General features: G+C 39.8%; 17 protein-coding genes. 11 read left to right on the top strand and 6 right to left on the bottom strand.

The features are described 5' to 3' along the window. Positions 1–24: 24 nt before the first annotated feature. The gene (locus ACQKNS_RS19845) at positions 25–942 is read right to left on the bottom strand and encodes an NAD(P)/FAD-dependent oxidoreductase (RefSeq protein WP_427644987.1); all 918 of its coding nucleotides are present in this window, start codon (positions 940–942) and stop codon (positions 25–27) included. Positions 943–1,078: 136 nt separating this feature from the next. Beyond that, on the bottom strand, positions 1,079–1,402 hold the full coding sequence (locus tag ACQKNS_RS19840) for a winged helix-turn-helix transcriptional regulator (RefSeq protein WP_048678030.1): 324 nt from the start codon (positions 1,400–1,402) through the stop codon (positions 1,079–1,081). A gap of 241 nt (positions 1,403–1,643) precedes the next feature. On the opposite strand from ACQKNS_RS19840, the gene ACQKNS_RS19835 reads away from it, so the two are divergent. From ACQKNS_RS19835 to ACQKNS_RS19825, 3 genes are all read left to right on the top strand, one after another. Continuing rightward, positions 1,644–2,744, top strand: coding sequence for a nitric oxide synthase oxygenase (locus tag ACQKNS_RS19835; protein WP_427645148.1), 1,101 nt, complete (start codon positions 1,644–1,646; stop codon positions 2,742–2,744). 61 nt (positions 2,745–2,805) lie between these two features. After that, complete coding sequence (locus ACQKNS_RS19830) at positions 2,806–3,078, top strand: hypothetical protein (protein WP_427644986.1); 273 nt, start codon at positions 2,806–2,808, stop codon at positions 3,076–3,078. A gap of 311 nt (positions 3,079–3,389) precedes the next feature. Next, positions 3,390–4,328, top strand: coding sequence for a magnesium transporter CorA family protein (locus tag ACQKNS_RS19825; protein WP_427644985.1), 939 nt, complete (start codon positions 3,390–3,392; stop codon positions 4,326–4,328). A 173-nt stretch (positions 4,329–4,501) separates the two neighbouring features. Here the strand turns inward: ACQKNS_RS19825 and ACQKNS_RS19820 are convergent, their stop codons facing one another. Then, on the bottom strand, positions 4,502–4,693 hold the full coding sequence (locus tag ACQKNS_RS19820) for a hypothetical protein (RefSeq protein ID WP_427644984.1): 192 nt from the start codon (positions 4,691–4,693) through the stop codon (positions 4,502–4,504). A 95-nt stretch (positions 4,694–4,788) separates the two neighbouring features. Between ACQKNS_RS19820 and ACQKNS_RS19815 the strand changes: the two genes are divergently transcribed. Beyond that, complete coding sequence (locus tag ACQKNS_RS19815) at positions 4,789–4,953, top strand: hypothetical protein (RefSeq protein WP_427644983.1); 165 nt, start codon at positions 4,789–4,791, stop codon at positions 4,951–4,953. A gap of 96 nt (positions 4,954–5,049) precedes the next feature. Here ACQKNS_RS19815 and ACQKNS_RS19810 read toward each other — a convergent pair whose 3' ends face one another. Further along, positions 5,050–5,184: a YuzL family protein gene (locus ACQKNS_RS19810; protein ID WP_427644982.1), complete on the bottom strand. Its 135-nt coding sequence runs from the start codon at positions 5,182–5,184 to the stop codon at positions 5,050–5,052. A gap of 98 nt (positions 5,185–5,282) precedes the next feature. On the opposite strand from ACQKNS_RS19810, the gene ACQKNS_RS19805 reads away from it, so the two are divergent. Then, on the top strand, positions 5,283–5,534 hold the full coding sequence (locus ACQKNS_RS19805) for a YkuS family protein (RefSeq protein WP_214786968.1): 252 nt from the start codon (positions 5,283–5,285) through the stop codon (positions 5,532–5,534). Between the two features lie 45 nt (positions 5,535–5,579). Here ACQKNS_RS19805 and ACQKNS_RS19800 read toward each other — a convergent pair whose 3' ends face one another. Continuing rightward, on the bottom strand, positions 5,580–6,035 hold the full coding sequence (locus ACQKNS_RS19800) for an OsmC family protein (protein ID WP_427644981.1): 456 nt from the start codon (positions 6,033–6,035) through the stop codon (positions 5,580–5,582). 384 nt (positions 6,036–6,419) lie between these two features. Between ACQKNS_RS19800 and ACQKNS_RS19795 the strand changes: the two genes are divergently transcribed. The 3 genes from ACQKNS_RS19795 to ACQKNS_RS19785 are packed head-to-tail and all read left to right on the top strand — an operon-like array spanning position 6,420 to position 8,757. Then, entirely contained in the window at positions 6,420–7,181 is a 762-nt protein-coding gene (locus tag ACQKNS_RS19795) for an SDR family oxidoreductase (protein ID WP_427645147.1), read from the top strand. Positions 7,182–7,208: 27 nt separating this feature from the next. Continuing rightward, positions 7,209–7,712 carry a hypothetical protein gene (locus tag ACQKNS_RS19790; RefSeq protein WP_427644980.1) on the top strand — a complete coding sequence of 168 codons (504 nt, stop codon included), beginning with the start codon at positions 7,209–7,211 and terminating at the stop codon, positions 7,710–7,712. After that, on the top strand, positions 7,705–8,757 hold the full coding sequence (locus ACQKNS_RS19785; protein ID WP_427644979.1) for an alpha/beta fold hydrolase: 1,053 nt from the start codon (positions 7,705–7,707) through the stop codon (positions 8,755–8,757). Before ACQKNS_RS19790 ends, ACQKNS_RS19785 begins: the two co-directional genes overlap by 8 nt. A gap of 173 nt (positions 8,758–8,930) precedes the next feature. Here ACQKNS_RS19785 and ACQKNS_RS19780 read toward each other — a convergent pair whose 3' ends face one another. Then, positions 8,931–9,530 (bottom strand): nitroreductase family protein, encoded by a 600-nt coding sequence (locus tag ACQKNS_RS19780; RefSeq protein WP_427644978.1) that lies wholly within the window; start codon positions 9,528–9,530, stop codon positions 8,931–8,933. A gap of 252 nt (positions 9,531–9,782) precedes the next feature. Here ACQKNS_RS19780 and ACQKNS_RS19775 point away from each other — a divergent pair, with 252 nt between their 5' ends. From ACQKNS_RS19775 to ACQKNS_RS19765, 3 genes are read left to right on the top strand one after another with little or no spacing between them, the layout of a single operon-like run. After that, positions 9,783–10,760 (top strand): ring-cleaving dioxygenase, encoded by a 978-nt coding sequence (locus tag ACQKNS_RS19775; RefSeq protein WP_427644977.1) that lies wholly within the window; start codon positions 9,783–9,785, stop codon positions 10,758–10,760. A 24-nt stretch (positions 10,761–10,784) separates the two neighbouring features. Next, positions 10,785–11,732, top strand: a complete 948-nt coding sequence (locus ACQKNS_RS19770) for a ring-cleaving dioxygenase (RefSeq protein ID WP_427644976.1) — start codon at positions 10,785–10,787, stop codon at positions 11,730–11,732. After that, positions 11,732–12,340 (top strand): alpha/beta hydrolase, encoded by a 609-nt coding sequence (locus tag ACQKNS_RS19765; RefSeq protein ID WP_427645146.1) that lies wholly within the window; start codon positions 11,732–11,734, stop codon positions 12,338–12,340. Before ACQKNS_RS19770 ends, ACQKNS_RS19765 begins: the two co-directional genes overlap by 1 nt. The last annotated feature ends 16 nt before the right edge of the window (positions 12,341–12,356 follow it).

Here is a 12,356-nt window from a genome sequence, read left to right as displayed (position 1 = left end):
GCCTTTCAATTTTCCATCAGGTTGTCAATCATAAGGAAGCGGCTGGCCCAACAGCCTCTTATGAATCCATATCGCTGCTTGGGTACCATCCCCCATCGAAATGGTGACTTGTTCGGAATGGGCAACGAGGTCCCCGCCTGCCCAGACTCCTTTAATATTCGTTTCTTTAGTCCGTGGATGAATTACCACATGATTGTTTTCATTAACTTGCACACCCAATTGTAAGGCCAGCTCATTATTAAGTTTGTTACCCTTAAATGCCGTGAATGCCTTTTCAGCTTCGATTATTTTACCTGATACTAATTGTATGGCTGTCAACTGCTGTTTGGCATCAACATGGACTTCATAAACTTCCTCTTCGATTACGGGAATCTGGTTTTCCTTTAACTTTTCCCTATACTCCTCATCAATTTTTGTTTTCAAATGATTTACGTAAATGATATTTTTTGACCAATATAAAAGGGTAAGCGCCATGCTCGCGCCTGTATTTCCTCCTCCTATGACAACGGTTTGCTTATCCATGATTTCATACCCATCACAATCAGGGCATATATATGTGGATGTCCCAAGCGTTGGATAGATGTTTTTGATTGGAGGAATGTTATCGGTAATGCCCGTACCAATAAAAACCATTTTAGCTTGATATACCATGCCGTTTTTTGTTTGGATAAAAAACTTGTCCTGCTTTTTTTCAAGGGATTTAACTGTATCATCCAAGAATTCGACACCGAATTTTTCAGCGTGCTGTCTGCCGAGCGTCCTCAATTGTTTGCCGCTTACCCCATCAGGCCATCCAAGAATGTTATGGTAAGCCTTGGCAATGGAGGATCGGCCTTTTGCTGTATCAATGACGATAATATCATGTTTATATCTTCCGAGCTGAATGGCTGCCTGAATACCGGCTATACCACCACCAATAATAATGCAATCTGCTTGTTTCATAATTCACCGCCCATAAATTTGGAATAAACCTAGTGTTATTCTATCTGTAAAAAATATACCACTAGGCACTGGCGCTTAAACAAAAAAGGAGGAAGTCCGCAGCTGGCAGACCTTCCTCACTTCTTTAATTCCTATATCATTGATTCTGTATCGGTTCGAGCCATTCTTGTGCCCAATTTTGAATTTCGTTCATTACCGGTGCAAGGGCCTTGCCTTTTTCAGTTAAAGAATACTCAATCCTGACCGGTGTCTCTGGATATACGTCCCTTTTAACAATCCCTTCAATTTCCAAGTCCTTTAAACGTTCAGAAAGAATCCTGCCGCTTATCGGGAATGCAGATTCAATATTACAAAACCGTTGAGGGCCATTAAGTAATTGATTGACAATCAATCCAGTCCAGCGTTTACTCAAGATTTGCATCCCTTTTTCAAATCGTGGACAAAGTGTCGTATTATTCATCATATCACCTCATTATTAATATATTATAATCCATTTACCTCATTTGTAACAACTTTACCGATAATTATTTAGTTACTAGAGATGTTAAAGTATAAGAAGTTTATGAGCTTACTTTAAGTATCTTGAAATGGTTTTGACGCCGAATTGCCACATTTTTAAAAAATGCGCTTTTAAAAAAATTTGTTTTTTAGAGATACCATGAAAAATATGTTATTTTTAAATGGAAGTCAAAGTTTTGCAAATGGAAGGATCCGTGGGAAAGATGAATCATTTACTGCAAGAGGCCGCATCCTTTATCAGGACATGTTATCCGGAATTATTGAAAACGGAAGAGGATATAAAGGGCAGGATCGAACAAATTAACAAGGAAATAACTGAAACAGGCAGATATGAACATACATATGAAGAATTGGAATATGGTGCTAAATTAGCTTGGCGTAATAGCAATCGTTGCATCGGGCGCTTTTTTTGGGAATCGCTGAGAGTGATTGATAAAAGGATGATTCAAAGCGAAGATGGAATCGTATCTGCTCTTTTTGAGCATATCGAATATGCTACGAATAATGGGAACATCAGACCTGTGATTACAATTTTCAAACAGAAAGATCATGATCGAAAAGTGGATATTTGGAATCATCAGCTTATTCGGTATGCGGGATATGAGACGGAAAATGGCGTAATCGGTGATTCAAGTTCGATCGAATTCACCAAGCAATGTATGGCATTAGGATGGGAAGGGAAAATCGGTCCTTTCGATATTTTACCCCTTGTAGTCCAATTGGACGGAAAAACTCCTTGTCTTCATGATATACCTGAAAGTCTCATTAAAGAAGTTCAAATCACCCACCCTAAGCTAAAATGGTTCAAAGATCTTCAAATCAAATGGTATGCAGTTCCGATCATTTCGGGTATGAGATTGGAAATTGGCGGTATTACTTATTCAGCTGCACCATTTAATGGGTGGTACATGGGAACGGAAATCGGCGCCAGGAACCTTGCGGATGAAAAACGCTACAATATGCTGCCGGCAATAGGGGAGAGGATGGGCTTGGATATTAAGCGTGATTCGAATTTATGGAAAGATAGAGCCTTGATCGAACTGAATGAAGCAGTCCTGCATTCATATAAAAGACACGGAGTCAGCATTGTAGATCACCATACAGCGGCAAAACAATTCAAGAAATTCGAAGAAAAAGAAACCTCTTGTAACCGGAAAGTAACGGGGGACTGGACCTGGTTAATTCCACCGGTGTCTCCTGCGACGACACATGTTTTTCATCAGCCATATAATAATGAAATAATGAAACCTAATTTCTTTTATCAAATTCCTCCATATAAATAAAGGTTTAAAATTTCTGGCGTGGGGTATACATAAAGCAAGTCAATAAATAAGGGGGAAGGTAATGATGGCGTTAGGAAAAAACGTTGTATTAATAGGAGTCGGAGTTGCCGGAGTCTCATTTTTATCAAATAAAACGAACAGAGGAAAAGTGAAGGATATTTGGTCCAATGCAAAAGCAAAAGCAGTAGGATTTTGGAATAGAAAGGCTTCCGATCTGGATCCGGTAATCGAAAAGGCAGGTCACCCTGATCCATATGACCATGGTGATAATAAAATGGTAGATGAAGGCGCCATGTATGGTGTTCACTATTATAATAATGCGAAACATGGATAATGCAATCACACTCGCTTGGGGTTTCCCAAGCGTTTTTTTTTGTTATATTTTTCTATTAGATGAAATCAGATAATTGCGAATTTTAAACAGGGATTCAGGGTATTAAATTCTTTATTGTGCTTTAAATGAATAAGGATTAAGATTAAAGAATCGAAAGGAAGTGGATACGAGTGAGCAGCAGTTCTTATGATCCTGAACCCAGAAAGAAAGAGGAAGCCAATATGATGCTAGAAGTCGAGACTGTTATTCTCCCTGAGTATCTGCTCGAAGAAGGTAAATAAGGCTTTCTCTATAGAAGAGGAGGTCAAGAAATGATTGAAATCTACAAGACGGATGAAAACCGTCACCTAAACAATATCGAGGAAATGACAAAAGGTTCCTGGGTGAACATTGTAGCGCCTACAGAAGCTGAAATAGATTATATATGCACGACTTTGCAATTACCCATCAATTTCATGAAAGATCCACTGGACGATGAGGAAAGGCCGCGAATCGAAAAAGAGGATGATAATGTTTTAATTATTGTCGACTTCCCCTATTTGACCAGGGACGAAGCCGGCTTACCGATCTACGAAACGATTCCCATAGGCATGATCTTTACCAAAGACTGTTTCATTACAGTGTCTTTAAAAGAAACACCGATACTGGCGAATTTCAAAAACAATAAAATCAAAGGGTTTTTCACCAACAAGAAAACAAGGTTTGCTTTACAATTATTATTTGAGATTTCATCCTATTACTTACGTTACCTGAAACAGATTAACAAGATGACTAATGAAGCGGAACGTGAATTGCACCAGTCCATGAAAAATAAAGAATTATACACGTTCCTCGCTTTGGAAAAAAGCCTGGTTTATTTTACGACATCATTGAAATCTAATCGCGTAGTACTTGATAAGATCCTCCGTTTTAATTATTTGAAAATGTATGAAGAAGATAAAGAATTGCTTGAGGATGTAATCATCGAAAATGCACAGGCAATCGAAATGGCAGAAGTGTACCTATCCATTCTTAGCGGTATGATGGATGCATTCGCTTCGATCATTTCCAATAATGTCAATAATGCCATGAAGTTTTTAACCTCCGTGACCATTATTTTAACGCTTCCGACGATGGTGGCAAGTTTTTACGGAATGAATGTGGAACTGCCGTTTGAACATAATCGGTTTGCTTTCATTTTTACATTATTAATTGCCATCACGTTGGCTGGGACGACGGCATTCATTTTTTGGAAGAAAAAATATTTTTAAATGAAACCGGCTTAATAAGCCGGTTTCATTTTGTAGACAAAGGGATTCTATCTGAAAGCGTCCAGGGAAGACCCCATAGGCTAAAAAGACGTCAAGGAGGCTCCCGGACAGCCCGCGGAAAAGAGATTGCCTGGGGTGGAAATCAACGTCCAAATTGTATAAAGTGGTTTGTTTTATTCCTCAAAAAAATCAGAGAATCCTTCGCTGTTAATCCGATCGGCATAAGGGTTCTCATCCTTTACATTCTTTGCATCCAAATTTGTTTTGATCACTAAACGGGGACTCTGTGATGCTTCTCTGATGATACGGTCGTTCAACTCTTTAAAATCCGGTACACTCTTATTTCCGGGTTTGTTTGGTTCCAATGAAACCACCTCCATTCCTATCTTTGCAATAAATGATGGGGTGTATTCATGAATATTCTTAGGTTTGGGAAGGATATAGGACTGAGGAGGAGATCATGATGACCAAATGGAACGAGCAAGCAGCTCCCAATAATAATTTAAGGGCAAGTGATTTAAACCCAGGTGGAGCCGATAAAGCAAAAATGGATTCAAAAACAATTGATGGAGATCAGTTGAATGATTTAAAAATTCAAAGGGAAATCAGAAAACAAAACTTATAAGAACTTGAATGAAAGTAAAGTGAAGACAGGAAAACGCTTGGCGGATAAACCAAGCGTTTTTTGCGTATCATGAAGGCGGAGTTCCATGATCATATATCAGGAACGTTTTTGCTTTTTTAGTGAAGAAGATTTAGCGAAGGCCCCGGTTTCTTTCGTAGTGGTACCTTGCCCCTCTATCTGAGAAGAACCTAAACGAGTTTGTGAAGCATCTTTCTTGTTTTTCCCATTCATGTTTATCACCTCGATATTACTTTCCCTATTTCCTTCACATCCTATACATATATTGAAGGTGAAAAGGACAGGTTAGAGAGTAGAGGAGGTGTGTGTTGATGTCAAAAATCGGTGTTGAAGAATCATTAACGAATATTCAGGAAGCACTTCGTGAAAAAGGTTTTGATGTTGTGGAGATTAAACAAGAAGCTGACGCAAAAAACGTGGATTGTTGTGTGGTAACAGGCTTGGAAAGTAATGTGATGGGTATAAGCGATACTTCATTGAAAGCGTCCATCATTGAGGCAAATGGTTTAACGGCTGATGAAGTGTGCCGCGAGGTTGAAAATAAAGTGAACATGATACAATAGTTCAAAAAGTGCCTAAACCAATATAGGGTTAGGCACTTTTTCAGTTCAAGGTTGCTGTGCTATGGAAATTGTCGGATTCAATTCCACTGCTACATTCCCTTTGATCGCTTTAGAAATCATACATGATGTTTCAGCCTTTTCAGCAAGTTTCCTCGCTTTTTCAACCACTTTTTCAGAAGTGCCCGGTACCAATACAAGTGCAGGGCAATGAATGATTTTCTTATAGGTGAATATACCATTCGTAACATCCACTAACGCTTCCGATTGCATGGACAAGCTCACCTTTTCTATATGGGCCCGCTCTAACAGGGCAGCAAAGGTGATGATATAGCAGGTCGATGCCGCCCCAAGAAGCATTTCATCGGGATTAGTGCCAATCCCTGGTCCCTCCATTCCAGTAGGAATACTTATCTGTGTTTGAAGATTCCCTGAATGAATCGTGCCGATATCATTTCTGCCGCCGGGCCATTCGGCGGTTAAATGAAAGTGATGTATCGTCATTTATTAACCTCCTTACTATTCTATAGTGTAAACGATTAAACAGGTTAAGTATCCGATTTTGCTCACTCATACGAATAATCCAGTTATCAGACAATAAAAGTGACGAAACGGTCGTCGAATGATCTACCTCCAGAGCCAACTAACATAAAGTTCCATCGAACAATCTGCCGCCTTGACGAATTAAGTTTCCGGTAGGCCGAATTTCCGCCAGCTGACCGTAGCATTATCATGGTTATAAAGGATACATGTTGATGAAACAAAAGGCAGAGGCATTAGGCTATTTTAAGCACAATATTGGATAGGCTTTTCTATAATGATATAGACGGTTTTATATAAAAAATTCTTCATTAAGGAAGGGCTGAAAAGTTGACTACATTGAGTAATATGTTCAATTTGACTAATAAAACGGCCATCATCACCGGCGGCGGCAGAGGATTGGGCAAACAGATCGCCATGGCGTTGGGGGAGGCTGGTGCCAATATCGTCATTGCTTCACGAAATCTTCCTCTATGTAAAGAGGCATGTGAAGACTTGCAATCGATCGGTGTTAATGCCGTTGCCTTTGAATGTGATATCACGGATGAGAGTGCCATTGACCATGTCGTCAAGGAAACGGTTGCTCAATTTGGCACGATTGATATTCTTGTCAATAATAGCGGTACATCCTGGTCAGGTCCGCTTTTGGATCTTCCTAAGGATAAATGGGAAAAAGTATTGAATGTTAACGTTACAGGTACATTCCTGTTTTCACAGGCTGTAGCGAAGGTCATGAAACAGCAAAATTCCGGAAAAATCATAAATATAGCATCGGTTTCAGGTCTTGGCGGGACGTTTCCTGAGCTATTGGATACGATAGCTTATAACACCAGTAAGGGTGCCATCATTACAATGACAAAGGATTTAGGAGTTAAACTTGCTAGATATGGGATCCAAGTCAATGCAATTGCACCTGGATTTTTCCCGACTAAAATCACGAAGAAAATTCTTGAAAAGTCTAACTATGACATATTAGGTAAAACCCCGGCTGGCAGGTTTGGCGATGAAGATGATTTAAAGGGGGCCGCCGTATTTTTAGCCTCAAAGGCTTCTGATTATATGATCGGTCATGTTTTGATCATTGACGGTGGAATTTCGGCATTAGTGTAAACGTAGGAGAAAGGAAGGAAGGAATATATGAAGGGAAAATCAAATTTTTATAAAGGGCTTAAATTACTAGGCGCACAAAAAGAGCAACAGCTTAATGGTAAAATTAAGGATTTGCTGAATAGACGTGAGTTAATCGAGGCAGTAAGCGACAATGCCCGATTGCAGATTCCAAGAATAAATAGAATGCAGGAAACCTCAGAAAGAATGTCCATCATCATGAATTATCCAACAAAAAAAGATATTGCGAGTGTAGCGAAATTAGTCATCCAGCTCGAAGAAAAAATTGATAGTTTAGAAGAGCTGGTCTCAACACTTGTAGAGGATGGGGGCGGGAACGTTAGAGGTAATTCTTCAGTTAGTAAAAAACGCAATGCTTTTTCATCGCGCAGTAAGAAAAAGAAATCAAGTGGGGAATCCAATGAAATGGTAGGGCGTAAAAAAAGAGCCGCGGATTTTATAAATAACTCCTTATTGTTAAGCTCGCAGTTACCTGAGATCGATTCACTTGGACAGGGAAATTCAAATGTCTAAGCGGAAAGTGCCGAAAGATCAATCCGAATCCATGGCTAAATGGAAACATTTTATGGATATTCCCAATCAGCCATTGCCTGAAATGGGACTGACACCGAAAATAGCGGTGTGGAAAAAAAACAAATCAACGCTTTGGCATTACCCATCCGCACAAAAAAAATATGATGTGCCGGTTTTTCTTATATATTCACTAATTAATACTCCTTTGATTCTTGATTTGTCCCCCGGGAATAGTTTAATAGAATCTTTTGTAAATGAAGGTTTTGATGTGTATTTGCTTGATTTTGGAAGTCCAGGCTTTGAAGATGGTGAAATATCGATCGAAGATTATATCGTCGATTATATTCAAAAAGGAGTACAGCGTGCATTACGCCACTCTGAAGCAAGAGAAATTACAGTTATGGGGTTTTGCCTCGGCGGTACATTAGCAGCAATATATGCTGCCATTGCAGACGAGCCAATCAAGAACTTGATCCTCTCCGTTACACCGGTTGATTTCAGTGCCTCAGAATTTTTTGATCAATGGCAGGAAGCGTTAAAGGAAGGGACCGCGGATTTTGACGATACGATTGATATTTATCAAACGATCCCAGCCAGTGCAGTTAAATATGGAATCCGGTTAATTACATCTCCTATCTATATATCCCCCTATTTATCTTTATTGAATCAAGCGGATGATGATGAATACGTTCAAAATTGGCGCCGCTTCAATGCTTGGGCTAATGGGCATGTACCATTATCCGGAGCAGCCGCAAAACAAATAACCAAAGACCTTTTGATAAAAAACAGCTTGGTTAATGGAGGTTTTAAGGTAAGGGGGAAAAAAGCGAAGCTATCGAAAATTGATGCTAGTGTTTTGGTAAGCGCTAGTGAGTATGATCGATTGGTCCCACAGGAGATGATCTATCCGGTAATGAAGCATTTAAGATGTAAGGATAAGACATATAGCCTCCTGAAAAGTGGACATGCTGCTAAACAATATTCCGGTGAACTCCCATATTATTTGAAGGAATGGCTACCAGGGCGTTCTTCACCAATTCAATAGTTACAAGGGGGGATTTGAAATGTATATGTTTAACGCCATTGAGGATATCAAAATCATGCCCGTTGTAGAATATATAGGCTTTGCGTCATTGATATTTTCAAAATTTTTTGCAACATTCCCGGATTACTAAAATGAAAGGGCTGGCTCGTTATATAGAGACAGCCCATATTGTTTCAATGATAATATTTCACACGTTCTTCAAGCGGTGTGAAGTCTTTATCGTCAGGCTCAGCAGTTGGTTTTCCAAAGGGCATCTGTGCGATGAGTTTCCAATCGTGTGATATATCCCATGTTTTTCTCACTTCGTCATCGATTAAAGGATTATAATGCTGAAGACTTGCACCAAACCCCTCAATTTCCAAGGAAGTCCATACGATGAATTGTAAAATGGCAGATGATTGGTTCGACCAAATCGGAAAGTTTTCGGTATACGTTTTGAATTGTTCTTTAAGCCTATCTATAATGGCCTGATCCTCAAAGAATAAAACCGTACCATAACCATTTATAAATGACTTCATTTTTTCTTCAGTTTTTTTAAAATCTTTGGCACCGATTTCTTTTCTTAATGTTTTTTTTGTGATATTCCAGAATTGGTCGTGGCTTGGACCTGTTAAAACAATAACTCTTGCACTTTGGGAGTTGAAAGCGGAAGGGGAATATTGTACGGCATGATCGATAACTTCTTTAATCCTTTTATTAGGAACAACACGTTCCTTGCTAAGGGAATAATAAGAGCGTCTATCTTCAATTGCGCTAAAAAAATCTTTAACCATATATCACACCTCCATTCTTTATACCGATTTATTTTGACCTGATTTTAATAATTTATGATAAGTGAATACAGGTATTTATTTGTATGAAAATGGTTGACAAATTTATCTATGTCGTTTATCTTTAAATCAAGATATTTTTATTAAAAGTATTACGCATGTCAAATACCTTGAATTCGAGATATTATTTATGGATTAATTCATCTATTAATTCATCTCCGTAAGGGGAGATTTATAAAGATAGGAGTGGTACGGATGGAATTAAAAGGATTACATCATGTTTCGGCGATTACAGCTAAAGCGGGAAATAACTTTGAATTCTACACAAAAGTATTAGGGATGCGATTAATTAAAAAAACGGTGAATCAAGATGATGTACGTATGTATCACTTATTTTATGGAGATCAAATTGGTTCACCTGGTACCGAATTGACGTTTTTTGAAATTCCCAATGCTGCCCGCACTCATGAGGGGAACAATAGTATTTCAGAAATTTCCTTAAGGGTGAGAGATGATGCAGCACTAGGATATTGGAAAAAACGGTTTGTTGAATTCAATGTTGAGCATGATGAAATATCGAGCCGTTTTGAAAGGAAGGTGCTTTCTTTTAAAGATCCTGAAGGGCAGAGGCTTCTTTTGGTTTCCGATCAGGATAATAACGGCGTTCAAGGAGGATTACCGTGGGATGGAAGCCCGGTTCCGCAAGAGTTTTCCATTCTTGGATTGGGACCAGTAAAACTTACTGTACCTAATATTGTACAAACAGAACGCGTTCTTACCGAGGTATTGGGGTTCACGAAATCAGGCACATACCCATCCTCAATCAGGGGTCAGAAACCGATAGTCGTTTATGAAACAGGTGAGGGAGGACCAGGAGCTGAACTCCATATTGAAGAAAGAAATGACATACCTCGGGAAAGGCTGGGGAGGGGTGGAGTACACCATGTTGCCTTCCGGGTGGATAATGAAGGGGAACTTAGAAAATGGATAGAGAAAATTAGTGAATCGAAGTTCGTGAACACGGGTTATGTGGACCGCTTTTATTTTCATTCACTCTATTTTAGGGAGCCGAATGGCATCTTATTTGAATTAGCTACTGATGGACCAGGTTTTGCAGTGGATGAAGCAGAGCAGCACTTAGGTGAGAACCTTGCCCTGCCACCATTTTTAGAATCGAAAAGAAAAGATATTGAAGCGAATTTAAAACCTCTGAATACAAACCCAACAAATTAATCAAAGGGAAAGGAAGTAATAGGCATGCAAAAGCAAAATGCAGGAATACATCATATAACCGCAATTGTAGGCAATCCGCAAGAGAACGTGGATTTTTATGCTGGAGTATTGGGAATGCGTATGGTGAAGAAAACCGTTAATTTTGATGATCCAGGCACTTATCATTTATATTTCGGAAATGAATCAGGTTCTCCGGGCACTATCATCACTTTCTTTCCTTGGCCTGGGGCATACGAAGGGAGAATTGGCTCAGGACAAGTGGGTGTTACAACATATGCCGTTCCGGAAGGATCAATGGATTTCTGGGAAATGCGTTTAGGTAAGTTTGACATAGACTTTAAAAAGGTTTCACGTTTCGGCGAGGAATACCTGGAATTTCAAGACCCGCATGGTTTGCAACTTGAGCTGGTTGAGCGAAAAGAAGGGAAAAATAGCGAGTGGTCATTCGGCGGTGTACCAGCTGCCAAGGCGGTCAAGGGATTCGGCGGTGCCGTATTATTGACGTCAAAACCGATCAAAACGATGGAATTATTAGAAAATGTGATGGGCCTGCAAAAAATGGGGGAAGAGGGCGATTACATCCGCTTCAAATCCACATCGGACATCGGAAACTTGATAGATGTTAAAAAAACGGTTTTGCCAAATGGGAAAATCGGAGTGGGAACTGTCCATCATCTTGCATGGCGTGCAATCGATAATGAAGATCATCAAGAATGGAGGGAGCATATTGCAAACCATGGCTATGGTGTGACACCCTTTAAAGACCGCCAATACTTCGATGCCATTTATTTCAGGGAAGATGGGGGCATACTTTTTGAAGTTGCCACAGATCCACCTGGCTTCGCTCATGATGAAACGAAGGAAACGATGGGCAGGAAATTAATGCTGCCGCCATGGCTTGAAGAAAAAAGGGGAATCATGGAGAAAACGTTACTGCCGGCAATGCCGAGAGTACTGGAGGAGGATAAATGATGAAGCATATTTTTCAAAAAGGAAGTAATCCGGAAGCGCCATTGCTTTTGCTTTTACATGGCACTGGAGGAACGGAAACAGATCTCTTGCCATTAGCGGAAATGGTTTCACCGGGATCATCCGTATTGAGCGTAAGGGGAAATGTACTCGAAAACGGAATGCCTCGTTTTTTCCGCCGGTTATCCGAAGGGGTTTTTGATGAAGAAGATTTGATCTTTCGTACGAAGGAGCTTTATGAATTCTTGGAATCAGCGTCCGAAAAATATGACTTCGACCGTGACAAAGTGGTAGCATTAGGTTATTCCAATGGTGCAAATATTGCGGCAAGTCTGCTGTTCCATTTCGAAGGGGCATTACAAGGAGCGATTCTTCATCATCCAATGGTGCCTAGACGGGGGATTGCTTTGCCGTCCCTTTCGGATATACCTGTCTTTATTGCTGCAGGTAAAAACGATCCGATTTGCCCGGCAGCAGAAACTGATGAACTTAATCAACTATTACTGCAAGCTGGTGCTAAAGTGGATGTCCAGTGGGAAAATTACGGTCATCAGTTAACACGTTCAGAGGTTGAGGCAGCGGGTTCATGGTTTCAAAAGAACTTTTTATAAGAATGAGAGGGAATGA

Origin of the sequence: Peribacillus sp. NPDC094092, assembly GCF_050279365.1 — a bacterium.
Taxonomy (GTDB): Bacteria; Bacillota; Bacilli; order Bacillales; family DSM-1321; genus Peribacillus.
This window is presented reverse-complemented; position numbering and strand designations above follow the sequence as displayed.

Bases quoted from the DNA above. Each gene is read 5' to 3' on its own strand.
- ACQKNS_RS19775 (WP_427644977.1), top strand. From the start codon at position 9,783: ATGGAATTAAAAGGATTACATCATGTTTCGGCGATTACAGCTAAAGCG.
- ACQKNS_RS19830 (WP_427644986.1), top strand. From the start codon at position 2,806: ATGATGGCGTTAGGAAAAAACGTTGTATTAATAGGAGTCGGAGTTGCC.
- ACQKNS_RS19780 (WP_427644978.1), bottom strand. From the start codon at position 9,530: ATGGTTAAAGATTTTTTTAGCGCAATTGAAGATAGACGCTCTTATTAT.
- ACQKNS_RS19765 (WP_427645146.1), top strand. From the start codon at position 11,732: ATGAAGCATATTTTTCAAAAAGGAAGTAATCCGGAAGCGCCATTGCTT.
- ACQKNS_RS19800 (WP_427644981.1), bottom strand. From the start codon at position 6,035: ATGACGATACATCACTTTCATTTAACCGCCGAATGGCCCGGCGGCAGA.
- ACQKNS_RS19825 (WP_427644985.1), top strand. From the start codon at position 3,390: ATGATTGAAATCTACAAGACGGATGAAAACCGTCACCTAAACAATATC.
- ACQKNS_RS19845 (WP_427644987.1), bottom strand. From the start codon at position 942: ATGAAACAAGCAGATTGCATTATTATTGGTGGTGGTATAGCCGGTATT.
- ACQKNS_RS19810 (WP_427644982.1), bottom strand. From the start codon at position 5,184: ATGAATGGGAAAAACAAGAAAGATGCTTCACAAACTCGTTTAGGTTCT.
- ACQKNS_RS19835 (WP_427645148.1), top strand. From the start codon at position 1,644: ATGGAAGGATCCGTGGGAAAGATGAATCATTTACTGCAAGAGGCCGCA.
- ACQKNS_RS19805 (WP_214786968.1), top strand. From the start codon at position 5,283: ATGTCAAAAATCGGTGTTGAAGAATCATTAACGAATATTCAGGAAGCA.
- ACQKNS_RS19795 (WP_427645147.1), top strand. From the start codon at position 6,420: ATGTTCAATTTGACTAATAAAACGGCCATCATCACCGGCGGCGGCAGA.
- ACQKNS_RS19790 (WP_427644980.1), top strand. From the start codon at position 7,209: ATGAAGGGAAAATCAAATTTTTATAAAGGGCTTAAATTACTAGGCGCA.
- ACQKNS_RS19785 (WP_427644979.1), top strand. From the start codon at position 7,705: ATGTCTAAGCGGAAAGTGCCGAAAGATCAATCCGAATCCATGGCTAAA.
- ACQKNS_RS19770 (WP_427644976.1), top strand. From the start codon at position 10,785: ATGCAAAAGCAAAATGCAGGAATACATCATATAACCGCAATTGTAGGC.
- ACQKNS_RS19815 (WP_427644983.1), top strand. From the start codon at position 4,789: ATGATGACCAAATGGAACGAGCAAGCAGCTCCCAATAATAATTTAAGG.
- ACQKNS_RS19840 (WP_048678030.1), bottom strand. From the start codon at position 1,402: ATGAATAATACGACACTTTGTCCACGATTTGAAAAAGGGATGCAAATC.